The following is a 23,355-nucleotide window of genomic DNA, read 5'->3' as shown; positions in this document are numbered from 1 at the left end:
GTGCGCACGTCCATGACGACTGCCGGACGAGGAATCCGGTTCCGGCACGGGGTCAAGCGGTGGTGCAGGCCGAGCCGTTGAGCGTGAACGCGGTCGGGGCGGTGTTCGTGGCGCCCTTGTTGGCGATGAAGCCGAGGGTGACCGATCCGGCGGCGGGGATGGTGGAGGTGTAGGAGGCGGGGGCGACGCTCACCGTGGCGCCGGTCTGGGTGGGGGTCCCGCCCCACATGTTGGTGATGGTCTGCCCGTTGGCGAAGGCGAAGGCGAGGGTCCAGCCGCTGATCGCGGTGGTGCCGGTGTTGCGGATGACGATCTCCCCCTGGAAGCCGCCGGACCACTCGTTGGTGGCGCGGTAGGCGACGGAGCAGGTTCCGGCCGGGGCGCCGGCGGTGGTGACGTTCACCGTGGCCGAGCGGGCCGAGCGGTTCCCGGCCGCGTCCCGGGCGTAGACGGCGAAGGTGTACGCGGTGTCGGCGGTGAGGCCGGTCACCGTCACCGAGTTGGTGGCGGAGGCGGCGACCTTCGTCTCGGTGCTGCCGCTGACGCGGACGACGTCATAGCCGGCGATGCCAACGTTGTCGGTGGACGCGGTCCAGGAGAGGGCGGCGGACGTGGCCGTCACCGCGGAGGCGGTCGGGGTGCCGGGCGCGGTCGGGGCCTGGGTGTCCCCCGGGTTTCCACCGCCGAAGACGGTGGCTTCCTCGGCGGTCTGGGCGATGCCGTTCGCGCCATGGAAGATGCGCTGACCCCACGAGCTGAGGTTGTCGGGGTCGAAGCCGATCGACAGGTCGAGGATCGGGTCGGTGTTTCCGCTCCAGGACCAGGCCAGATAGCCGAGGTCGAGCTGCTCGGCGGTGGCCATCATGGTGTCCTCGTCGGGGTCGCCCCACTGGTCGGCGGGCCCGCCGAACTCGCCGATGAGGATGGGCAGTCCGGCGTCGACGAAGGCGTTCAGGTAGTCGGTGATCTCCTGGGCGGTGTCGTAGACGCTGTACATGTGGATCGAGAAGATCAGGTTGCCGGTGGTGTCGGCGTCGTAGACGGACTGGGCGTTGGCGCGCATGACGCCCTGCCAGTCCTGGCCCCAGTTGGGTGCGTCCACCATGATCGTGTGCTCGAACCCGGCGGTGCGCAGTTTCTTGATCGCTGCGATCGTGGGGTCGGTCCAGCCCGCGGGGTTGGTGTTGCCCCAGGGCTCGTTGCCGATGTTGACGATGACGTAGTTCTCTTCGCCGGCGAGCACGTCCTTGAGGCCGATCCAGTAGTCGGCGGCGTGGTCGAGGGTGCCGGCCGCGGTGTCCTCGCCGTAGCCGGTGGTGTCGTGCACCTCCAGGACGCAGATCAGCCGGTTGGCCTTGCACTGGGCGACGACGTTCGCCACGTCGGCGGGGCTGTTCTCGGTCCAGCGATGTCCGTCGGAGAGGACGACCCGGACGCTGTTGGCGCCCAGCGCCTTGATGTCGGCCAGGGACTGGGTCTGGCCCGGGTACCAGGTGTGGGCGTGGTTGACGCCGCGCATGACGAAGTCGTTGCCGTTGCCTTCGAGCAGTCGGCCGTCGCTGATGTGGAGGCCGGTGGCCCGGGCGCCGGGCGCCCGGGGCTCGGCCTGAGCCAGGGCGGCGGTCGGACAGAGGACGCCGAGGACGACGAGTCCGAGCAGGGCGGCGAGGCCGGTCAGCAGACGGGCCAGTGGGTCCTTTCGTGTCGTACTTCTTGCTGTTCTCACTGCGACTCCAGGGGTGAGCGCCGAGGAACTCTGGCATCAGTAGTGTCGTGGGAGCGCTCCCATGAAGCCACCATGCCAAGTACACGTCAAGACATCGCGCACGCATCGTCACGTGGCGCCGTGGGCCTGCGGGCGCACGAGGGGGTCGTGGCCCCGCCGACCGGGACCACGACCCCTCGCTCACAACCGCGTCGAATCAGGCCGCGCCACGCGGCTCACCGGCGCGTTCCCGTACCCAGCAGATCGGGCAGCGGGTTGACGAGACTTCCGCTCGGCGACTGGCGCTGGGCCGAGGGCCCGGTCGGCCAGACAGCGGGGCAGTGCGTGCCCTTGCGCGGAGTCTTGAGGGTGACGAGGTAGGTGTCGATGGCGTCCCGCGCGCACGGGCTCAGCCAGTAGTCGCCGTGGCCGGCACCGTCGTACGTGAGGAACACGGCCTCGCGGCCCATCTGACGGGCCGCGTTGGAGCCCCAGGAGTGCGGGGTGGCCACGTCGTAACGGCTGTTGGTGACCAGGATCGGCGGGGTGCCGTCGACCCGGAGCCGGTGCGGCGGGTTGGTCACCTCGGTCGGCCAGTTCTGGCAGCCGGTCAGGTCCGTCCAGGCGAGGGAGTTGAGCCGGGTGAGGGGGGCGAGACGGGTCAGCGCGCGTTCGAAGCGGGCCAGCGTGCTGTACGAGGGCAGGTCGAAGTCGTAGTCCTGGCACATCACCGGGAGGTACGCGAATTCCGTCGGCTCGCCGCGCTTGCCGAGGGACCGGTCCGCCGCGGGCTCGGGGGCGTCCAGGTAGGCGAGGTCCTCCGCGAACTGGAACCAGGTGGCCGGGTCGTACATGTAGCCGAAGGCGAGGCCCTGGAGGTCCTGGGTGGTGAAGGTGTAGGGCGGGTCGCCCGGCAGGACCAGCTCACCCGCGTCGGCCCGCTTGTAGAGTGAGTCGAACAGGGCGCGGGCGTCCTGGTCGTGGAGCACGCAGGACGCCGTACGGGCGCACCAGTCGGCGAACTGGCCGTAGGACTCCTCCATCGCGACGGTCTCGGTCTTCTGGTAGGTCCACGGGTCGAGGCTGTGGTCCATGTTGGAGTCGAGCGTCATCGCGCGGACGCGGTGCGGGTAGCGCTCGGCGTACTGCTGGCCGATGCCGGTGCCGTAGGAGACGCCGTAGTAGCTGATCCGCTTCTCGCCGAGGCCGGCGCGGATCGCGTCCATGTCGCGGATGACACTCGCGGTGTCCATGTGGTCGACGAGCGAACCGGTGAGCTCGCGGCAGTTCTCGCCGAGCGCCTCGTTGGCCTCGCGGAGTGCGGCGAAGGAGGCGGCGCTGTCCGGGTAGAGCAGCGCGCCCTGCGCGGCCACCCGGTCCCCGTCGCACTTCACCGGGTTGCTGAGGCCGACGCCGCGCGGGTCGAAGCCCACGATGTCGAAACGCTCCAGCAGCGCGGGCGAGAAGGAGTCGGGGGCACTGAACGCGAAGCCCACACCGGAGCCGCCCGGGCCGCCCGGGTTGATCAGCAGCGAGCCGATCCGGTGCTCGGGGTCGGTGGCCAGGTGGCGATTGAGGGCCAGGTCGATGGTGGCGCCCCGCGGCCGCTTCCAGTCCACGGGGACCTTGATGGTGGCGCACTCGAAGGTGCCCTCGCCGGAGGGCGATTCACAGGGTTCCCAGGCTATTCGCCCGGGTGCCGGCGTCTTGGCCGCGGGGGCCGCGACGGCGGTCCCGGCGAGCAACTGGCCGAACAGCGCGGTGACCAGGGCTGCGACGGCCAGTCTTCGGCGGCCTCCGCGACGCGGGGGCAGTGGGGGGTTGGACAGCACAGATGTTCCTTATGGGTCAGGAGTACACAGACGGATCACAGCATGACCCGAACCTCCTTGCAGGACAAGGAAACTGATGATCGGTCAGCAAGGGGGCCGACACCGTCTCGCCCGCCCGGTGATCCACGGTCTGTGCACGTACCCAACCCACTCACGTGACGGTCAAGCCCACCACCTGTACGAAATCCCCGTGACACACATATTTACAGCCCCTGTTACCTCCCTTACTGTGAACGTTCACGGAACCCGCTACATGCGCATGTCAAGCCCGTTCGGCTTGGCTTCGCCACGTCTCGATCAAAGGAGTTCGGGATGACCGTGATCGGTCCAGGTCGCACAGTGAAGGCCGCCCTGCTCATGGCAGCCGTCGCCCTGCCCGCGTCCCTGCTCACCACCCCCACGACCGCCTCCGCCGCGGGCACGCTCACCATGCGCGGCGCCGATGTGTCGACCGCGCAGCGTGCGATCGACCTCGGTGCCAAGTACTACGACGCGAGCGGCACCGCCAGGGATCCGCTCGACATCCTCAAGGGTGCCGGCGTCAACTACGTCCGCCTGCGCGTGTGGAACAACCCGGCCAGCGGCTACAACAACAAGGCCAAGGTGCTGTCGTACGCGAAGCAGGTGAAGGCCAAGGGCCTCAAGCTGCTGGTCGACTTCCACTACTCCGACACCTGGGCCGACCCGGGCAAGCAGTACAAGCCGGCGGCCTGGTCCAGCCACAACATCAGCCAGCTGCAGACGGACGTCTACAACTACACGTCCGACGTCTGCAACAGCCTCAAGTCCCAGGGCACCACCCCGGACAGCGTGCAGATCGGCAACGAGATCAACGTCGGCATGCTGTGGAACGAGGGCAAGGTGGTGAACAACGACTTCACCAACCTCAGCCTGCTGCTCAAGTCGGGTTACAACGCGACCAAGGCGTGCAACAGCGGTACCCAGGTGATCATCCACACGGCCAACGCGGACAGCGACGAGCACGCGCGCTGGTTCTACGACGGCATCAAGGCCAAGGGCGTCAACTGGGACATCACCGGGCTGTCTTACTACTGCCCGTGGCACGGCACACTGGCCAACATGGGCAGTGTCGTGTCCGACATGAAGTCCCGTTACGGCAAGGACGTGGTCATCGCCGAGACGGCGTATCCGTTCACCTCGGGGAACGCGGACAGCACCAGCAACTCGATCACCACGGGCTGCTCGGGCTACCCGCTCACCTGGCAGGGCCAGGCCGACAACTTCACCGCCGTGCAGAACACGGCCCGCAACGCGGGCGCGATCGGTGTCTTCTACTGGGAGCCGACCTGGTACGCGGTCAACGGCAACGGCTGGGACCCGGCCGACATCAACAACAGCGGCAACGGCTGGGACAACATGGCCATCTTCAACTGGACCGGTCAGGTGAACCCGAACGTCAAGTGGACCCCGTAGTACTCCGGTAGTTCTTGGTGCCCGGGTGCTTGATGCCCGGTGACGAACGGCACCGTCTTCGGACGGTGCCGTTCGTGTGTCCGCCGCGCGGGAAGGTGCCACTGTCCTGCGATCCCGACCTCTGTTACAGAATGGAGGACATGAGCATCGTCAAGATCAACGTACTCACGGTTCCCGAGGACCAGCGCGAAACGCTGGAGAAGCGGTTCGCGGCTCGCGCGGGTGCCGTGGAGAGCTCGGACGGCTTCGAGTGGTTCGAGCTGCTGCGCCCGGTGGAGGGCACCGACACCTACCTCGTCTACACGCGCTGGCGCACCGAGGAGGACTTCCAGAACTGGATGTCCGGACGGGGCCAGGCGGCGCACAGCGGTGGTGGCGAGGCGGGCGGCGAGCGGCCCAAGCCCGCGGCGAGCGGGGCGACGCTGTGGTCCTTCGAGGTGGTGCAGCAGGCGGCGCCCAAGCAGGGCTGAGGCAGACCCGGGGCACGCCCTGGGGCCGGCGAGCGGAGAGGCAGTGCCCTCCGTCGGCCCCAGGGCGTGCTTTTTCGTTTCCTGCCGCGCCGCCTGCGCAATGTCTTGACGTGTTCATTTCTGTCGTCAAGCATGCGGTGAGCTCGATTGCTTCTGGTCGATTCTGTGCCTCTGCGTTCAGAGTGCCCTCGTCCAGAGCATTTCCGTCCTGTGCATCTCCGCTGTCATGGAAGGAAGTTCCGTGTCCAGTCGACATCGCATCGCCCGGGCGTTGGCGCCGGCAGTCCCCCTGGTCCTCGGCGCGAGCCTCGTCACCGCCCCCGCCGCCGTCGCGGACACCCCGCCGCCGGGCGCGGTCACGGTGCGGGTGGATCCGTCGTACCAGCAGCAGGAGTTCGAGGGCTGGGGCACGAGCCTCGTCTGGTTCGCCAACGCCACGGGCGGCTACCCGGAGCCGATCCGAAGACGGCTCGTCGACATGCTGTTCGGCGCGGACGGGCTCGCTCTCAACATCGCGCGCTACAACATCGGCGGCGGCAACGCCCCCGACGTCCGCAAGGACTACATGAAGCCGGGCGCGACCATGGACGGCTTCTGGAAGGCTCCCGAGGGGACCACCCAGAAAGACATGGACTGGTGGGACCCGAACAACCCGGACCACTGGGACTGGGACGCCGACGCGGGCCAGCGCTGGTGGCTGGACCAGATCAAGGAGAAGGTCACCCGCTGGGAGGCGTTCAGCAACTCGCCGCCCTGGTTCCAGACGGTCAGCGGATATGTCTCCGGCGGCTTCGACGCGAGCGCGGACCAGATCCGGGCCGACCGCGTGGACGACTTCGCCGCCTATCTCGTGCGCGTGACCGAGCAGTTGGAGAAGGCACACGGCATCACCTTCGACACCATCGACCCGCTCAACGAGCCCAATACGCCTTACTGGGGTACCCAGTTGGGGGATGACGGCCAGCCCACGGGCGGGCGCCAAGAGGGCGCGCACGCCGGTCCCGCACTCCAGCAGAAGGTGCTCCTCGCCCTCGACAAGGCGCTCGACGGCGCGCAGACCGGCGCCGGCATATCGGCGATGGACGAGACCAACCCCGGCATCTTCACCCAGAACTGGAACGCCTACGAGACCGCCGCCCGCACCGCCGTCGACCAGCTCAACGTGCACACCTACGGCACGGGCATGCGCACAAGCGCCCGGGACATCGCCAAGGGCGCGGACAAGAAGCTGTGGATGAGCGAGGTCGAGGGCACCTGGGGCACGGGCACCGACTTCACCAGCATGGAACCAGGGCTCGGCATCGCCACCCGGATGGTCGACGACATGCGCGAACTGGAGCCCTCCGCCTGGGTATTCTGGCAGCCGGTCGAGGACTCGATCCCGCAGGCCGCCGCGGGCAAGAACTGGGGCAGCATCCACGTCCCGTTCAACTGCACGGCCGAGGACACCCTGGAGACCTGTCCGGTCCGCGCCAACTCGAAGTTCCACACCATCCGGAACTTCACCCACTACATCCGCCCCGGCGACCACTTCGTGAAGACCGATGACCCGTCCAGCGTGGCCGCGGTGAAGCAGTCCGGCCGCGCCGCGACCGTCGTGCACGTGAACGGCGGTACGTCCGCGCGCTCCGTGACCCTCGATCTCTCCCGCTTCGGCAAGGTCATGCCCAGTGCCTCGGTCACCCCCGTGGTGACCAGCGCGGACGGTGCGCTGGTGAAGGGCGCCCCGGTCCGGGTCACCGACCGGTCGGCCACCCTCGTCGTCCCCGCGAAGTCGGTCACCACCTTCCTGGTCGAGGGCGTCGCCGGTGTGGCGAAGGACGCCGCGCTCGTGCAGCCCGGCCATGTGTACCGGCTGCAGGGCGCACAGAGCGGGAAGTCACTCGCCCCGTCGGCCGACGAAACCGGCGTCGCCATCCGCACGACCGACGCGAGCAGCGCGGAACAGCTGTGGTCCGTACGGCAGTTGACGCCCGGCACCGACCACCGTGAGCGCTATGCCCTCACCAGCCCCACCACCGGCAAGCGCCTCGCGGTGCACGACAACCAGGCCGTCCTGGAAGACCCGGAGGGCACCGAGCCCGGCGAAGCCGCCCAGTGGATCATGTCGACGACCGGCGACGGCACCTGGACATTCGTCAACGCCGCCACGGGCCGCCTGCTCGACGTCACCGGGCAGTCCTCCGCCGAGGGCGCCAGGGTGTCGACGTACACCCCGACCTCGGCGGCGAACCAGCGCTGGACCGTGACCGACGAGACCGTGCTGCGCACCGAGCGGCCCGAGGTGTTCACCGTGCCCGGTCTGCCGCCGGTGCTCCCGGAGACGGTGACGCCGGTGTACCGGGACGGCGCGCGCGGCTCCCTCCCCGTCGTCTGGAACGTCCCGCCGGACCGGGCGTGGCGCGATCCCGGAACGGTACGCGTCACGGGCCGGGCGACCGACCCGCTCGGGCGGGAGGTCCCGGCGAAGGCGGTCGTCACCGTCGACACCATCGCCTCGACGCTCCCCGGCCGCGCCAAGACATACGTGGGCGGACGTCCGGAGCTGCCGAAGACCGTGGTCGGCGTCGGCAGGAACGGCGGCAGAGCCGATCTTCCGGTGACCTGGGACCCGGCGCCCGAGGGGGCGTTCGACAGGACCGCGGTCGTGACGCTCCGAGGCTCCGCCCGGGTGGTCGACGGCAGCACGGTCGACGCGACGGTGCGTGTGCAGGTCACCGAACCGACGCAGACCAACATCGCTCCCGACGCCGGCGTCTCGCTCGCGGCCACCTTCACCGAGAGCGGCTACTCGGCCGACCGTCTGCGCAACGGCGACACCGCCGAGAAGGCCTGGTCCAACTGGAAGCCGGGCACCAAGAACCCGTCCGACACCCTCACCTTCACCCTGCCGACCGCCCGCGACCTCGATCGGGTCGTCGCGCACTTCCACCGCGACGGGAACAACGCCTCCTTCCCCGCGAGCCTGAAGGCGCAGGTGCGCAGCGCCGCCGACGGAGCGTGGATCGACGCGAGCGAGGACATCGCGGTCGGGGCCGAGGGCACTCCGGTGGTCGACGTGCCGCTCGATGCGGGGCCTGCGACCGGGGTACGCGTGGTCATGACCGCGCGGCCCGGCGGCTACATCACCATGAGCGAGATCGAGCTGTACGCCAGGACCCCCGGGGTCTCCTCGGACGCCGCCGCCGCGTCGGTCGAGGTGGCCGGGGTCCCCGTCGCCCCGTTCGATCCCGACACCGCAGACCACCGTGTCGTCACCGCCGATCCCCACCGGGCCGTGGTCACCGCGACGGCCCGCGACCCCTATGCGGCCGTCACGGTCGAGAGGACCCACGAGCCCCGCCGCACCCTGGCCGTCGTCTCCGTGACCAGCGAGGACGGGTCACGGACGAGGCAGTACCGGATCGAACTCGTACGTCGCTGATACCCCTGGCCACGGAACTCGAGCACGCCCGCGCGGCCGACGATCCGGCCCGGCGGCCCGCCGTCACCTCGGCTTCTGCGGCCTTCTCACCGTGGGACAAACGCGTGTGCGGGCGGCCGGGCCCGCACACGACAGGCCGTTGTCAGTGCCCCGCGTTAGTGTGCGCACATCCGGCCTTCCCGCCTCAATGAGGAGGTTTTCATGGCTTCGCGCCTCAACCCCTACATCAGCTTCAACGGTGACGCCCGGCAGGCGATGGAGTTCTACAAGGACGTCTTCGGCGGCACGCTGAGGCTCAACACCTACGGGGAGTTCGGCCAGCCGGACGTCCCCGAGGCCGACAAGATCATGCACGGCATGCTGGAGACCCCGAGCGGCTTCACCCTGATGGGCGCCGACAACCCACCGGGCATGGAGCAGACGGCGGGCACCAACTTCTCGGTGAGCCTCAGCGGCGACGACGACAAGGAACTGCGCGGCTACTGGGAGAAGCTGTCCGCCGACGGCTCCGTGTCCGTCCCGCTGGAGAAGCAGATGTGGGGCGACGTGTTCGGCATGTGCACCGACCGCTTCGGCATCCCCTGGATGGTCAACATCACCGAGCAGCAGAGCTGATCGCACCCACACTCGGATCACCCCGGCATCCACCGCATGCCCTCGTTCCCGACGGGCGCCGCGCGGTGGGCGCCGGGGTGCCGTCGGTTGGGGGTCCCCGTCCCTGCCGTGAGCGGTTTCGTCCGTGGAGCGCTCGCCGCAGTCGTGGCGGTGGCACGCACACTCAGCCCCGAAACTATGTAGTCCCACCACATGTGCGCCTGACCTGCGTGTTCCTACGGTGTCCCGACACGTACCGTCCCCACCGCACACGAGGAAGTGGCGAACATGGCCTCCGCAGCAACCGCTCCCCCATCCCCGGAAACCCCCGCCAGCCTCAAGCGCATCGTCGCCGCCAGCCTCATCGGCACGACCATCGAGTGGTACGACCACCCACTCGAACACAGCTACGACCTGCGATTTTAGCCAGAAACGGGCGTTCGAGTCAGCACCGAATCAGCACCGGAATCTCACCGTGCTGATAGGTCACCACCGGGGATTGCAGGATCGGCTGCATGACGGCCCGCCCCATCTCCGCCCTTGATTACAGACCGTAGCCGCAAAGCGGTGGGCGCCGGCTCCGTCTGCTTTCCCCTTGCGCATGTCCAACGCGCCGCCGTCCTACCTCTGTACGGCGACGGATCAGTCGATCGAGCCGCCCTAACCCGCGAGCAGCGAGGCCTTCGCCAAGGGAGCACGTCCGGCCTCTCAGTGGTGAGTTGCCGTCTCGTGTGCGCGTATGGGCTACAGGGTGCACTTCGTTGGATCGGCTATCTGCGTGTTGCCTGGTGTGCGTGAAGTGACAGGTGTATGCAGGCAGAACGTTTGGAGGCACGCGTTCTGGGCGGATCGGGGGATGAGCCATTGACGGGTGGAGCGTACGAAGAGCTGTCGCAGACGGGCCAGTTGGGGCCGGAGACGTTCGATCTGCTGCGACGTCTGGTTCATCAGGTCCACTGGTCATCAGGGTTCCCTCCCCCCGAGGGGTATGAGGAGTGGAACGATGACGGGGCCTACGACGTGATCACAGCAATGTTGACCCGTGAGGGCGCCGGGCAGCAATTCGTCACAAGTTGCTTCGCCCTGGCCGCCGACGATGCCTCACTGGAACGCCTGTTCCTCACTTCGATCAAGAACTTCCTGATCGACGAGGCCAAGAAGACTCCGAGGGGCAAGCTGCGCCGCCGCATCGCCAGGTTGATGGGTGCCGACGCATCCTTCCGGCGGATGCCCGGGCCTCCGCCTCGATGGGCGCTGAGCGAACATCCCGAAGGCACTGTATGGCAAGGCGATCTAGATAGTCTTGTTGCAGAGGCTTGGCGCATACGTGGGGTAGGGATCACCCGCTGGAACCATTCCGGCCCCACCCCCACGCAGACGGTCCATGCCCTCATGGCCATCGTGACGCGGGTCTTGCGCTACGCCCGGGGGGCGGTGCGGGAGGAGGACCTCGCCAGGGTTCTCGAGTCCCGGTTCGAGCTCCTGTCTCCGGCCCGCTTCACCCCTCTCTATGCCGACGACGGGGCATTCGCCGGTCCAGTCGAGGTGACCGCTGCGACGGAAGCCGACGCCGCGGCCGCCAGCGGTGGCGCCGCCGACACTTGGCAGCGACTGACCGCCAATGAGCGCCTGTTGCTGCCCTATCTGGACGAAGACGCCCATCACGCAGCGCAACTGCTGGAGATCGGACAGGCCCAGGCTGGCGCTGTTCTGGCAGGTCTGAAGGCGAAACTCCTGCTTGCCCTGTCCGAGGACAATGACCGGGAAGCGGTCATCCGAGCCCTGCTGCGGCTGCGCAGATCCGCCCCCTAAGTCGCCCCTGTGACGTCGTCCGTATCCAGTGAGAAGAGAATGCGCTGATGGACCACAGCCAAGGAGAGGGGGAGACAGAATGAACCCTTCCCAGAGCGGCGCCTATGAACGGCTAGTGGCCGCCGCGGCCGGGCTGAAGGTGCCCGACGCCGTCCGGGAGGTTGCCGTCGCGCCGCCGCGGGATCCTGAACCCGGCCAGATCTGGCGGGCAGTGTGGGAGCACGCCATCCAGCTACTGGTGATCACGGCGGTCGACGACGACACGGTGCATGCCGTTCCGGTCTCCTTGGAACGCTACGCCGACGCTCACACGCTGCTGCTGCCTGCCGAGGCCTCCACGCTGGAGCAGCCGCTCGCCCTGTGGTGCGGACTGAAACAGTCGCTGCCGTGGTACGTGCTGGACCGCCAGGTCAGCCAGTTGACGATGCCACTGCCGGCCTCCCTGCACCCCGATCTCCCACACACCACGCCACTAGGGGCACGGTGGGGCAGCAACGCGCCGTCACCCACCGCGGCGGACGCCGAGTACCGGGGTGCACTGGCCGACACCCTGGCGAGACTGAGTGCCGCACGATGGGTGCCGGAAGGATCCGGTGCCCTGCCGCAGCTGCTGGGACAGCGTGGTGTCACCGCCCAGCAGCTCGGGTCACAGCTCCAGCTGCCACCCGCCCAAGCCCTGCCGGTTTGGCGCGGCCAGTGCCCCCTCACAGCCGACCAGGCCGAGAAACTCGCTTTGCTCCTCGGCCTGCACGCGGACGAGGTCCTCGCCGCCAATCCCTCGCTGCCGCCTGCCGTGGTGCACGAGCTGAACCGGCCCCTGCGCCGCAAGCAGGTACGCGCCCTCGCCGTCCGGCACCTCGAAAGCGAACATCAGGCCCGGCTGCGTGCCGCCTACGGCATCTTCACGCTGGCGGCCCGCCAGCACGACCGCACGAACACGGACTGGGCGGCGCGAGCGGACCGCTACTTCGAACTACGTCTGGGACCGTAGGGACTGCTGTGGTTAACTACGTGCTCGCGGCCACCGCCCACGCCCAGGCGACCGCCATGATGAAGGAACTGGACGCACACAGACCAGGTGCGGCCCCGCGTCTGGCTCAGGGTGCCCTCGCCGAGATACAGACCTGGCCGGAGCTGACCGTCCGGCGCATTGCCGAGACCAGACCGGCGCTCGGTGCAGCGTCGCCGGTGCCTACGAGCCCGGACCGCCCCCTCAGATCGTCGTCGTGGACTCCGCCAGCCGTGCCCGACGGGACTTCACTGCTCTGCACGAGCTGGGTCATCACCTGCAGCAGAACAGCTTCGACCTGATGGAGGCCTTCGCACGCCAGCCCGATGGTGGCGTGCTGCTGGAAGATACGGCCTGCGATGCGTTCGCCGCCGAGATCCTGCTGCCGGCACCACTCGTTGAGCATCACCTGGCCGCTGGCGGGCCTACCGCCCCCGACGTCGTGGAGCTGTGGCGCGCCAGCGGCGCTTCCCGCATGGCAGTGTGCGTCCGCGCCGTTCAGCACCTGCCCGCTCCCGGGCACGTCCTCCTCCTCGACGTCGACGGACAGGTCGTCTTCGCAGCCTCCCACGGCCTTCCGCCGGTGCGGCGCGGCAGCTTCCAGGGCGACATCCCCACCATTGCCCAGGCCCGGGCCGGCCAGGGCCGCTCGGACGGGCGCACCCAGGTCCGCTACCGCGACGGCATCCTGGGGCGGGAACTGCATGCCCAGACCGCGCCGATGAACGGCTACCTAGTCGCCGTCCTCGTCACCGACTCGGCGCCCTGGCGCAACTTCATGCTGCCCACGAAGGACACCGGCCCCCAGGCGGGCGAGTACCTCTGCGAGCACTGTGACGAGGAGTACCGCTCCTTCGAACCCGCCTGTTCCGTATGCCGCGTCCCCCGCTGTCCCGAGTGCGGCCGCTGCTCATGCACCCCGCGTGTGAACGAACGCCAGTGCCAGGGATGCTTCATCCGGCATCCACCCGCGATGTTCGCCGCCGACAGCGACCGCTGCCTCGACTGCTCCTGACACCCCGCCAGCAACTTTAAGACACGCTTGTTTCTCTACCCACGAGTTACGTCGTCTGTCCCGGACGAAGCACCCCGCACCCGGGGTGACGGGACCCGGCGCCGGCTCCGGGACCTGTCGGGCAAGGCCGGCAGAAAAGAACCATGGCCATCCAGATCACCGCGGTACGCCTGTCCGGCGGCACCACGCACGAGCACATCATCCGCCTGTGGTGGACCAACCCGGCGACCGGCAAGGCCGGCGACAACACCCGGGCGGAGATCGTCACCTGGATCGAAGAGGAAAAGGGCCAGGCCTATACGAGCGACACCGGCGGGCACCGGGCGGAGGTCGCCGTGGTTACTCCGCCGCACGGGGAGAAGTACCTGCGAACCCACGCCGACGGTGTGTGGACGAACAACCTCCTGGCCCTTCCCCGCCGCTGATCAAGTACCCTGCGCGAGAAGGAACGCGTGTCGGCCGCGCCCGTTCAGGCGTGCGCGGCTTCAGTGGCAGCCCTCCGGCCCGACCTGTGGTTCACGGAGGCGGTGCGGGCCACCTGAGAACGTCAAGTTGGCGACCCGCGGCGTGGGACTGACCGGACTCCGAGCGTTGCAAGAGCTCGATCTCATCGCCGGTCTGCGGGTTCACGGACGTCTACCGGGCATTCGACTCGATCGAGGACTTCGAAGCGGCCATCGCGCAACCCCGGGAGCAGACAAAAGGCCCTGGCTGCGGGCGCTGACCGCGAAGGCGCTGAAGACGCCGCCGACAGAAGTCAGCCGGACGGCGGTGGGCGCGGAGAGAGCGTGCAATGAGCCATGCCATGGAGGAATCCAGGGCGCAGGTATCAGCAGAGACCAGGGCGTCGGGCGGCAGCAGAATGCTGGTATGCGACCGCCAGCAGGAAGCAAGCTGGCGGTCGCATACATTGGAGCGGCTACGCCGCTTCGACGATCGCTTCGAACTCGAGCGGTAGACTCAGCTCGGTCTCCAGGTTGAAGACTGCGTCCATGACAGATCGCAGTCGATCCGGTGCGTCGGGCATGACGTGCGCGTACGTTTGAAGAGTGACCTTGGGATCCCGATGCCCGAGCCATTCGGCCATGTCCGTCACGGGCACTCCTCGGGCAAGCCCCGCCGACGCGAAGAAGTGACGCAACCAGTGTGTCGTAATCTTCCTCGTGATCCCTGCGGTTGCCCGGGCGTTTCGCCATAGCCGGTCCACAAGCGAGTACATAAGGATGTTGGTGCGACCGACGTTGGCGAACAGGTAGTCACCTTCCATGCGGTTCAGGCCGGTCTCTACACGGAAGGTGCCGTAGCACCGGATGTGCTCCCTCACCTTCGCTTCGATCGTGCGCGGAAGCGGCACTCCACGACCTTCATCGTAGTCGCGCCACTTGAGGTGGCGGATCGTGTGAGCTCGCCCTCGGCCCTTGGTATTGGCCTTCTGCCGCTTGGTCCTCGGGGCCTCGTTCTCGCCGTCCTGGGTGATCTGACGATCGACGTAGAGCATGCCAGCCTCGAAATCAAACTGCTGCAGGGTGACCGCAGTCGCCTCGCCGACCCGCAGGCCGCATCCCGCCATGAGCCAGACGAGCAACTGATACGGTCCCGGCAGATGAGCCGCAATCGCCTCGATCTCGGCGAGTGTCGGAAGCCTGATGGTCTTCTTCGCCCGACGCTTGGCCCGCTGGCGGCTGGCCCGTACGTGATGACACGGGTTCTTGGCGATGTAGTCGTTGGCGACAGCGAAGCTGAAGACCCCACTGAGCGTCTCGTAGCGGTTGATGGCTGTGGACTCTTCGTAGCCCCGTTCCTTGACCATCCACCGGAGCCAGTCATCCAGGTCCTTGGGCTTGATTGACCCGATGGGCTGGCGCTGGAAGTACGGTTCGATGTGCAGCCGAAGGCTGGTTTCATATTGGTATCGGGTTCCACCGACCCTGCCGCCCGACTTGATGAACTCTCGGTACACGTTCACCAAGGGGGTCAAGAATCCCGATGGTGCTATGTAAGTTCCAAGGTCCTTCTCACGTTCAACCTTGGCAACGAACTGGTCAGCCAGACCCTTCTTCTCGAAGGTCTTTTCTCGCTGACGTCCTGACCGGCCGCCAGGCTCCCGGTACCGAACAGTCCACGGATGGCCGCAACGAGCGGCAACACACGGAAAGTAGCGATTCTTCTTGTCCTCCTTGCACTTCTGGAAGACCCTAGCCAAAAATCTCCTCCCTCAATTGGGACTACTCACCTGGGATCACCCGTAGTTTGAATTGAGGTAGGCAACGACATCACGCTCTCTGAATCGGAGCAGACGGCCCACCTTCTGTGGCTTTAGTCCCCAAGCTCTGTACTTGTTCTTGATCGTCAGCTCGCTCACCTGAAGCCACTCGGCAACCTCCGCAGGAGTCAACAATCGATAGCTCCCTCCCTGGGGCAACTCAGAGCCCCTTACCCATGCGGAGATACGACAGCGGCACATGACCCACCGGCCACCCTTCCGCAAGACGAACTCTCTGCCTTGACGTCTCCATTACCACGTTCCATTTCAGTGAGCTGACGGAGCGCTCACCATCAAACGCTCCTCGACAACTCTTTAAGGGTGCTGGCGATCCCCGGTTTCGCAAACCGGGGATCAGCAGTTATATTGCGCCCCTCCCACGTGGTCGTATCGAGGTGTTGTAGGTTGACATGGCTCCGAACGTGGATCCAGTCTGATTGACCAACTCCTCTTCTGCTGTGGGCGATTGCGCGCTACCCACCCCCTGCGAGGTCTTCTGCGCGTCCCCGTCCACGAGAGCGTCCGGCTTTCGTCCGAGAGTGGCTTGGCGTGTGCCCGCGTCCTCGAAGCTGAGCCGCCGCCCAGTACGCTCCCAGGGTGATTGAGACCATCGTGTTCGACGTCGGCGAGACGATCACCCGAGACGACCGCTACTGGGCATCGTGGGCCGATTGGTTGGACATCCCTAGGCACACCCTCTCCGCGCTCGTTGGAGCCGTCGTCGCCCAGGGCCGCGACAACGCCGATGCCCTCCGCCTCGCGCGACCAGGCATCGACGTTGCCGCCGAGTACCACGCCCGGGAAGCCGTCGGCCGCGGCGAGCACCTGGACGAGAGCGACCTCTACGACGACGTCCGTCCTGCTCTGTCCTCGCTACGCGATCTGGATACGCGGGTGATCATCGCGGGTAATCAGACGTCCCGCGTGGGTGAACTGCTACGGGGCTTGGACCTTCCGGCGGATCTCGTCGTCACCTCAGGGGAGTGGGGTGTGGCCAAGCCTCAGCCGGAGTTCTTTCAGCGGGTGCTCGAGGTAGCACAAGCTGCCCCCAGGCGGACCCTGTACGTCGGCGACCACCCGGTCAATGACACGTTCCCTGCAAAGGCAGCAGGGCTACGCACGGCACATATCCGCCGTGGCCCATGGGGGCACTTGTGGGCGGACGATCCCAAGGTCATGGAAGCGTCGGACTGGCGGATTGACAGCCTGACTCAGCTCACCACCCTCATCCAAGGCTGAGCAGCGCCAACCGGCTCTGTCAGCGGGCGAGTTAGTGGGCAGTTCATGTGCACCCGGTGCGTCTGCATGGGTACGGTACGCGATGGAAGCACGGAACTGGAGCCTGTATGCCCGTACTCAACAAGGGCGGAGTCGGCCCGCGGATCGCCTACTACCGCAGCGTCATGCGTCCGAAGATGACGCAGCAGCAGCTCTCGGACGCGGCCTGCGTCGCGTTGGGTACTATCCGCAAGATCGAGCGCGGCGAGCGAGGTGTCAGCGATGCCACCCTCGAAGCAATCGCGGACGCCCTCGGTGTTGATCCGATCCGCCTGCGCACTGACCGCGGCCCCGCCCATACCCGGGTTCATGACGCGCTCCCTGCGTTCTCCGCTGCGATCGCCACGTACGACTTGCCGGATGACGGCCCGGTCCGTCCCATCCATGAGCTGCGTACAGCAGCGGCCGAGTCCGCTCGCTGGCGGCTGGGAGCCCAATACACGCGGATTGCACGCAGGCTTCCCGGACTGCTCACCGACCTCGCCCGCGCTTATCACGCAGCGCCCGCAGATGAGCGAGCCGAACTTGCCCAACTTCTGGTGAGGGCCTATCGGTCCGCGGATGCCGTCGCTTACAAGTTCGGCGCCCACGACTTGTCCGCCCGTCTGATTGAACTCATGCGCTGGGCTGTCCCCGAGGCGGGCGATCCGCTACTGGCCGCGTCCGTCGCCTACGTTCGTACGGAAACGTTCTTCGCATCCCGGGCCTACAGAGCGGGACTTCGCGCCTTGGAACAGGCAGTGGACGCCACCCCCTCCCCTACTGATGCACCCAAGATTGCGGCCCGTGGCGCCCTCCACATGCGGGCCGCCGTCATCGCCGGCCGTGCACGCGACACGTCAGCCGCAGCCATGCATCTCGACGAAGCCCGCGGTCTTGCGGACCAAGTGCCGGAAGACGTCTACTGCGGCACCGCGTTCGGCCCCGAGTCCGTCCGAATTCACGAGGTGTCTGTCGCGGTCAGTCTCGGAGACGAACACGTCGGTCGTGCCCTCGACGTTGCCGGCGAGTGGAAACCGCCCCGCGAACTCCCAGCCGAACGTCGCTCCGGTTTTTACATCGAACTCGCCCGGGCGCAGCTGTGGGCCGGGCTGGCAGATGACTCCTTCGAGTCGCTCAAGGTCGCCCGGCACATCGCCCCACAACACACCCGCGAGCATCCCTGGGTACGTGAAGACGCCGCCACGCTGCGGCGTTTGAAGCGCGCGGACTCCGAGACCCTCACCAACTTCGCCGAATGGTGCGCCGCTACCTGAGCGAGCCGCTCGGGACTACCCCCCGTCGGGGTACTTGTCACCCCCGCCACACCCCACCATCTGTTCCACGCGCAGGAACCACAGATGGGAACCGGGGATGTCCAACGCACTCCCGCTCGCGCCGACAGTCATCGTCGGCCGCGTGAGCGTCGTCCGACTTCATGGTGAGGCCTGTTTCGACTGTGGGGCCGTCAACAAGACCCTGCGTGCGGCTGGAAACGTCGTGGTCCGTGGCAGCGGCCGCGTGTGGCAGATCGTCACGTGCGGATGCCGCCGCGAGGCAACTGCAGCGTGAATGCCAGAGAGTCGATACCTAGCCCCCGGCGACCGCTCGCGACGGCCCCGGGGATGGCCAACGCTCAAACCGGAGAGGGAGCGTCGACACGATGAACGCTACAGCCCCGTCAGAGCTCGGGGTCAAGATGACCATCCATGTCTATACCGTGAACCGCGAAGGGAAAGTCACCAGCGATCGTGGAACCGTGAGCGTCCGGGCCAAAGAGGGGCCACTCCCGTTGGACCTTGGATTTCCGCGATGCACGTGCTCGCGCTGCCGGGCCGGACAGGCGGTGGCTCCGTGATCTCCACCCGCAACGAGACCAAGGTGCCCTCGCCTGCCACGGGGACGATGCGGGCTGCGGCAACCTGGTTCCTCGATCAACCGACACCGCCTCCCCACGGATCGGTACAGGGGTTCAGCCAGGCTTTCCGCAGTTACCTTGGCCAGCTGAGCCCGTGGATCGAGCAGATCACACGGACCCTCGCCGAGGACGACGTGCCCGCGCAAGTGGCGCTGACTGGAGTCGGCAAGGCCCGCCGAAGGCTGGGCGAAGCCGAGCGTGCCGACCTGAACGGCGAAATGGAACGCGTGCGGAGGCTCGCCCGGTCCGTGTTGGCCCTGTGCGACCACTACGACGCACTCACGGGCCTCACCATGTGCCTGGCCTGCGACACTCCGATCGAAGGCGATGACGAGTCCCTGCCGTACGACTACGTAAGCCCCTCCGGCGGCGCCGCCTGGTCCGGCCGCCTCCATGCCCGGTGCATCAACATAGGGCGCCGTCCCCGCCACTGAGAGCTACCGCTGCCGTGTCGTGACATTCCACAGGAACACGGACCAAAGCCGCAATCCCGATCTCCCAGTCTGCTGCGGTGGGCGCACCACCAATGAGCCCGGACCGTTACGGGGATCGGAGCTGCCCCGGCAGCGCCGAGTGGGCCTGCGACACGTCGCGTAGCTCATGCGCCGCGGCTTCCAGACGAACCGGCGTCCGACTCGGCACCGGCCCTCATACCCAACTTCCGTGAGGACCCGATGAAGTACCTAGTGCTGACCATGGCCACGCTGCTGATAGCGGCAAGCGCTGGGGCAGCCTGGCATTACTACCGCAAGCACCATGCTGCTCAAGACAGCGCCAGTCGTCTCCACGACCACGCCCAGAAGCTCGCCCAACTGCTGCGCTCCGCCGAGCTGTACGTGGGGCAGCTGGTCGACACAGTCATTCCGGCCATCGGCGCCGCCGTGCACAACGGCCATGGCCACCAAGCCGAACCGGCCCTGCCTCCCCAACTGATGAACACGCCCCTCGCGGACCACCTCCGGGCGCTTGCCGATCAGCTCGGCACGTGCATCGCCCAGGTGAGCCAGCAGGCGCACGCAGCCTCTGCTCAGCAGGTCGTCCAGATCCGCCTGGAGGCCGAACGTCGGGTCGCCCAGGCAAGGCACGAGGCTGTCGACGTGTCCCGGGCTGCTGTGCGCGCTTTCGCCTCCAGCACGGTGCAGCGGGCGTCGAGGCTGAGCACGACAATCAGCGCCGGGGTCCGCCGACATGTGTCGGATGAGGCGTACGCGACGCTCGTCGAGATCGATCACCTGGCCCAGCAGATGCTGCTGACCGCCTCGGGATACGCCGTGCTCTCGGGCGACAAGGTGTCGCGTCGTTGGCCCGCCACCACGCTGACCGACATCGTGAGGACCGCGATGGGCCGGATCGAAGGCTATGAACGTGTCCAGCATCCCGAGATGGACCAGGTCGCTGTCGAAGGCCGAGCGGTTGAAGCCGTTGTACACACCCTGGCCGTCCTGCTGGACAACGCCCTGCGCTACTCGCCCCCAGCCGCCCATGTGCACGTCTCCCTGGAGCAGGGCCACCGGGCCGCCTTCCTGATCGTGGACGACGCCGGCCTGCGGATGGACGACGAGCGGCTGATCTGGGCCCGAGACGTGATGGCAGGCAAGCAGCGCGACGACATCACCCAGCTTGGCGCCTATCCACAGACCGGCCTGCGCGTGGCGTCCCTGCTCGCCCAGGACTACGGCTTCCACGTCGAGTTGACGGTGCCCAACATCTATCAGGGCACGCGAGCGGTGATCGTCCTGCCGCCGACCCTGCTGACCGAACCCGTATCGGTACCGACAGCGTCAGTCCCCGTGCCGGCCGCGGGAGCCACAGCAGAGCCACAGCCGGTGGCGGTGGCGTCCTCTGCTACCACAGCGAACGGGCTCACAGTCCGACAGCGCACCGTCCGCCCTGCCGCTTCATCCCGCGTCCCGGCTTCCGAGCCGGTGGAACCGGGCAGTCCTGGCGTGGCTGCCGCCTGGGTGGAAGGCACAAGACGCGGCCGAGTGGGCCAGAGCAATTCCCTTACCAACCAAGGACGTTGATATGAGCGACACACGGTCCAACACCCTGGGGTGGCTGCTCGACAAGCAGCTCGGCTCCGTCGAGGGTGTCCGCTACGCCGTGCTGATGAGCAGCGATGGGCTGCTGAAGGCCCGTACCGAGACCATCAGCCAGGACGACGGGGAGAAGTTCGCCGCGCTGACCGCTGCGCTGCGGGCCGCGGGTAAGGCGTGGGACGAGTTCACCGGTGGCAAGGGCATGCGCCAGGTGTTGATCGAATCGATCGGCTGTTTCGGTCTGACGACGACAGCCGGGAAGAACACCATGCTGTCGGTCTGCACGACCGGTCCCCATGCCGACATCGGCCTGATCAGTCATCAGATGGCGCAGCTGGCCGTACAGCTGGGCGAGCAGATGGGCACTGCGGAGCGCCGTTTCAGTGCGGAAAGCGGTTCGCCGGCATGACTGGGCCGCGGCGTGACCCCGACATGGTCAGGCTCTACGTCCGCACCGGCGGGCAGGTCCGTGCCCGAGGGGATGTGCGCCTGGAGAGTGTGGTCATCGCCGCGACCGGCCCCACCAACACCCTGGGGCCGGATGCCCGCCGGGTGATGCGCCTGTTCTCCGCCGGCCGTGGCGGCCTGGCTGTTGCCGATATCGCCGCAGCGCTGGAGCTGCCGCCCTCGACGGTGCGGATCCTCGTCTCCGGGCTGATGGACAGCGGTCACCTGACCAGTCCGGTCGCTGCTACCGCTGACCGGCCCGACCTCGACCTGCTGCAGGAGGTGCTCCGTGGACTCCGCGCCATGGTCTGAGGAAGCCATCACCTATGTGCCGGCCACGGTGGCCCAGTCCGCCAAGATCGTGGTCGCCGGTGGCTTCGGAGTGGGCAAGACGACCTTCATCGGCAGCGTGTCGGAAGTGACGCCACTGCGGATGGAAGAGCCCATCACCGCCGACAGCGTCGGCGTGGACGACCTGCGAGGGACACCGGAGAAGACGACCACCACCGTGGCCATGGACTTCGGCCGCATCCACATGGCCGGGGGCCGCCTCGCCCTCTACCTGTTCGGACTGCCGGGCCAGATCCGCTTCCAGCCCTTGTGGGAGGACCTGACCGAGGGGGCACTCGGCTGCCTCGTCCTCGCCGACACCCGCGACCTCGACGCGTGCCACGGGGCCCTCAGTCTCCTGGAAGACAGCGGCACTCCGTACGCCGTCGCCATCAACGCCTTCCCCGGCGCCCCCACGTACGACGAAGCCGAACTCCGCGAGGCGCTCGCTCTCGGTTCCACCACCCCCCTGACCGTCTGCGACGCCCGAGTCCGCACCCACTGCGTGCACGCCTTGATCACCCTTACCGAGTACCTCGCCGCGCGCCGCACGGCCACCCGTCTGGAGCCCTTGCGATGACCCTGCCCCATCCCGATCCAGTGGTCTCATCGGACCGCATCGCCATGTACGAGCCGGCGTTCGCCACCGACCCGCACGCCGCGTATGAGCACATGCGTCGCACGTACGGCCCCTTGGTGCCCGTCGAGCTGTCCCCCGGTGTCCCGGCGACACTCGTGATCGGCTATCAACAGGCCCGGCAAATCCTCAACGACCGGCTCCGCTTTCCCGCCGATCCTCGCGTCTGGCAGCAACACGTGCCGGCGTCCTGCCCAGTCCGGCCCATGATGGAGTGGCGGCCCAACGCCCTGCGCTCCGCCGGCGTCGAGCACGCCCGCTACCGGGCTGCCAACACCGCCAGCCTCAATGCCGTAGACCAGCATGAGCTGCGCGCCCTCGTCGAGAAGATCGCCTTCAGCACCATCGGTGACTTCCGCGCCATCGGCCGCGCAGACCTGCTCACCCAGTACGCGTGGCCGATCGCCTTCCGCGTCCTGAGCGCGTTGCTGGGCTGCCCGGATGAAATCGGACAGCGCATCGCCGACGGCATGGCCAAGATCTTCGAGGCCGAGGCCACCGAGGCCGCTCGCGGCAACCAGGACCTCGCCCAAGCCGTCGCCGAACTCGTCGCCCTGCGCCAGCAACAGCCCGGCAACGACGTCACCTCACGCCTGCTCGCGCACCCGGCCCATCTCAACGACCAGGAGATGGCACACCAGCTCGTCACCCTCTACGGGGCCGGCATCGAGCCCCTGACCAACCTGATCGCCAACACGATCCTGAAGATCCTCATCGACGCGGCCTTCGCCGCCGGCCTGCACGCTGCTCAGTCCACCGTCCGTGACGCGCTCGACACCGTCCTGTACACCGATCCGCCGCTGGCGAATTTCTGCATTACCTATCCGCCCTACCCCGTCGACATCGACGGGGTCCTCCTCCCGGCCAACCAGCCGGTAGTGATCTCCATGGCGGCCTGCAACAACGACCCCGAACTCATTCGTGGCGTCCCCACAGGCCGCAGCACCGGCAACCGCGCGCACCTCGCCTGGAGCATCGGCCCACACACCTGCCCAGCCCGCTCCCACGCCTACCTCATCGCCGAGACCGCCATCACCTACCTCCTCGACGCCCTGCCGGAGATAGATCTCGCCGTGCCCACAGTCGAGTTGAAGTGGCGCCCCGGCCCCTTCCACCGCGCGCTGGCAGCCCTCCCCGTCCTGTTCCCCGCCGCTCACTAAGGAGCCCGC

The 23,355-nt window shown here is 67.5% G+C and carries 21 protein-coding genes and 1 pseudogene; 18 read left to right on the top strand and 4 right to left on the bottom strand.

Annotated features, from left to right (window positions below; genetic code table 11):
* Nucleotides 1-52: 52 nt before the first annotated feature.
* On the bottom strand, nt 53-1,726 hold the full coding sequence (locus OG252_RS45735; protein ID WP_329343845.1) for a cellulase family glycosylhydrolase: 1,674 nt from the start codon (nt 1,724-1,726) through the stop codon (nt 53-55).
* A gap of 215 nt (nt 1,727-1,941) precedes the next feature.
* Nucleotides 1,942-3,537: an alpha/beta hydrolase gene (locus tag OG252_RS45730; RefSeq protein ID WP_329343843.1), complete on the bottom strand. Its 1,596-nt coding sequence runs from the start codon at nt 3,535-3,537 to the stop codon at nt 1,942-1,944.
* 312 nt (nt 3,538-3,849) lie between these two features.
* On the opposite strand from OG252_RS45730, the gene OG252_RS45725 reads away from it, so the two are divergent.
* From OG252_RS45725 to OG252_RS45680, 10 genes and pseudogenes are all read left to right on the top strand, one after another.
* Nucleotides 3,850-4,971: a glycoside hydrolase family 53 protein gene (locus OG252_RS45725; RefSeq protein WP_266445033.1), complete on the top strand. Its 1,122-nt coding sequence runs from the start codon at nt 3,850-3,852 to the stop codon at nt 4,969-4,971.
* Between the two features lie 140 nt (nt 4,972-5,111).
* Nucleotides 5,112-5,441, top strand: coding sequence for an antibiotic biosynthesis monooxygenase family protein (locus OG252_RS45720; protein ID WP_266445030.1), 330 nt, complete (start codon nt 5,112-5,114; stop codon nt 5,439-5,441).
* Nucleotides 5,442-5,682: 241 nt separating this feature from the next.
* Nucleotides 5,683-8,865 (top strand): glycoside hydrolase, encoded by a 3,183-nt coding sequence (locus tag OG252_RS45715; protein WP_329343839.1) that lies wholly within the window; start codon nt 5,683-5,685, stop codon nt 8,863-8,865.
* A 201-nt stretch (nt 8,866-9,066) separates the two neighbouring features.
* Nucleotides 9,067-9,480, top strand: coding sequence for a VOC family protein (locus tag OG252_RS45710; protein WP_266445024.1), 414 nt, complete (start codon nt 9,067-9,069; stop codon nt 9,478-9,480).
* Nucleotides 9,481-9,747: 267 nt separating this feature from the next.
* On the top strand, nt 9,748-9,885 hold the full coding sequence (locus tag OG252_RS45705) for a hypothetical protein (protein ID WP_329343835.1): 138 nt from the start codon (nt 9,748-9,750) through the stop codon (nt 9,883-9,885).
* 384 nt (nt 9,886-10,269) lie between these two features.
* On the top strand, nt 10,270-11,271 hold the full coding sequence (locus OG252_RS45700) for a hypothetical protein (RefSeq protein WP_329343832.1): 1,002 nt from the start codon (nt 10,270-10,272) through the stop codon (nt 11,269-11,271).
* A 79-nt stretch (nt 11,272-11,350) separates the two neighbouring features.
* Nucleotides 11,351-12,262 (top strand): hypothetical protein, encoded by a 912-nt coding sequence (locus tag OG252_RS45695; RefSeq protein WP_329343830.1) that lies wholly within the window; start codon nt 11,351-11,353, stop codon nt 12,260-12,262.
* A 235-nt stretch (nt 12,263-12,497) separates the two neighbouring features.
* On the top strand, nt 12,498-13,295 hold the full coding sequence (locus OG252_RS45690) for an ImmA/IrrE family metallo-endopeptidase (protein WP_329343828.1): 798 nt from the start codon (nt 12,498-12,500) through the stop codon (nt 13,293-13,295).
* A gap of 143 nt (nt 13,296-13,438) precedes the next feature.
* A complete protein-coding gene (locus OG252_RS45685) occupies nt 13,439-13,720 on the top strand; it encodes a DUF3892 domain-containing protein (RefSeq protein WP_329343827.1) in 282 nt (93 codons plus the stop codon).
* Between the two features lie 96 nt (nt 13,721-13,816).
* A pseudogene (locus tag OG252_RS45680) lies at nt 13,817-14,019 on the top strand (hypothetical protein); the annotation flags it as partial.
* A gap of 195 nt (nt 14,020-14,214) precedes the next feature.
* Here the strand turns inward: OG252_RS45680 and OG252_RS45675 are convergent.
* Both OG252_RS45675 and OG252_RS45670 read right to left on the bottom strand, forming a co-directional pair.
* On the bottom strand, nt 14,215-15,273 hold the full coding sequence (locus OG252_RS45675; protein ID WP_329343824.1) for a tyrosine-type recombinase/integrase: 1,059 nt from the start codon (nt 15,271-15,273) through the stop codon (nt 14,215-14,217).
* Nucleotides 15,274-15,534: 261 nt separating this feature from the next.
* Complete coding sequence (locus tag OG252_RS45670) at nt 15,535-15,759, bottom strand: helix-turn-helix domain-containing protein (RefSeq protein ID WP_329343822.1); 225 nt, start codon at nt 15,757-15,759, stop codon at nt 15,535-15,537.
* Nucleotides 15,760-16,155: 396 nt separating this feature from the next.
* On the opposite strand from OG252_RS45670, the gene OG252_RS45665 reads away from it, so the two are divergent.
* From OG252_RS45665 to OG252_RS45630, 8 genes are all read left to right on the top strand, one after another.
* Nucleotides 16,156-16,797, top strand: coding sequence for an HAD family hydrolase (locus tag OG252_RS45665; RefSeq protein WP_329343820.1), 642 nt, complete (start codon nt 16,156-16,158; stop codon nt 16,795-16,797).
* Between the two features lie 107 nt (nt 16,798-16,904).
* Complete coding sequence (locus tag OG252_RS45660) at nt 16,905-18,092, top strand: helix-turn-helix transcriptional regulator (RefSeq protein WP_329343818.1); 1,188 nt, start codon at nt 16,905-16,907, stop codon at nt 18,090-18,092.
* Between the two features lie 535 nt (nt 18,093-18,627).
* Nucleotides 18,628-19,167, top strand: a complete 540-nt coding sequence (locus OG252_RS45655) for a DUF6415 family natural product biosynthesis protein (protein ID WP_329343816.1) — start codon at nt 18,628-18,630, stop codon at nt 19,165-19,167.
* Between the two features lie 261 nt (nt 19,168-19,428).
* Nucleotides 19,429-20,757, top strand: coding sequence for an ATP-binding protein (locus OG252_RS45650; protein ID WP_329343814.1), 1,329 nt, complete (start codon nt 19,429-19,431; stop codon nt 20,755-20,757).
* A 1-nt stretch (nt 20,758) separates the two neighbouring features.
* Nucleotides 20,759-21,181, top strand: a complete 423-nt coding sequence (locus OG252_RS45645) for a roadblock/LC7 domain-containing protein (protein ID WP_329343812.1) — start codon at nt 20,759-20,761, stop codon at nt 21,179-21,181.
* The gene (locus tag OG252_RS45640) at nt 21,178-21,531 is read left to right on the top strand and encodes a DUF742 domain-containing protein (protein WP_329343810.1); all 354 of its coding nucleotides are present in this window, start codon (nt 21,178-21,180) and stop codon (nt 21,529-21,531) included. The genes OG252_RS45645 and OG252_RS45640 overlap by 4 nt, the downstream gene beginning before the upstream one ends.
* Nucleotides 21,509-22,129 carry a GTP-binding protein gene (locus tag OG252_RS45635; RefSeq protein WP_329343808.1) on the top strand — a complete coding sequence of 207 codons (621 nt, stop codon included), beginning with the start codon at nt 21,509-21,511 and terminating at the stop codon, nt 22,127-22,129. Before OG252_RS45640 ends, OG252_RS45635 begins: the two co-directional genes overlap by 23 nt.
* Nucleotides 22,126-23,346, top strand: a complete 1,221-nt coding sequence (locus OG252_RS45630; protein ID WP_329343806.1) for a cytochrome P450 — start codon at nt 22,126-22,128, stop codon at nt 23,344-23,346. The genes OG252_RS45635 and OG252_RS45630 overlap by 4 nt, the downstream gene beginning before the upstream one ends.
* The last annotated feature ends 9 nt before the right edge of the window (nt 23,347-23,355 follow it).

The sequence above is a fragment of the Streptomyces sp. NBC_01352 genome, assembly GCF_036237295.1.
GTDB classification, from domain to species: domain Bacteria; phylum Actinomycetota; class Actinomycetes; order Streptomycetales; family Streptomycetaceae; genus Streptomyces; species Streptomyces plumbiresistens.
The sequence above is the reverse complement of the archived record's forward strand: the minus strand, read 5'-3'. Positions and strand labels throughout refer to the sequence as shown.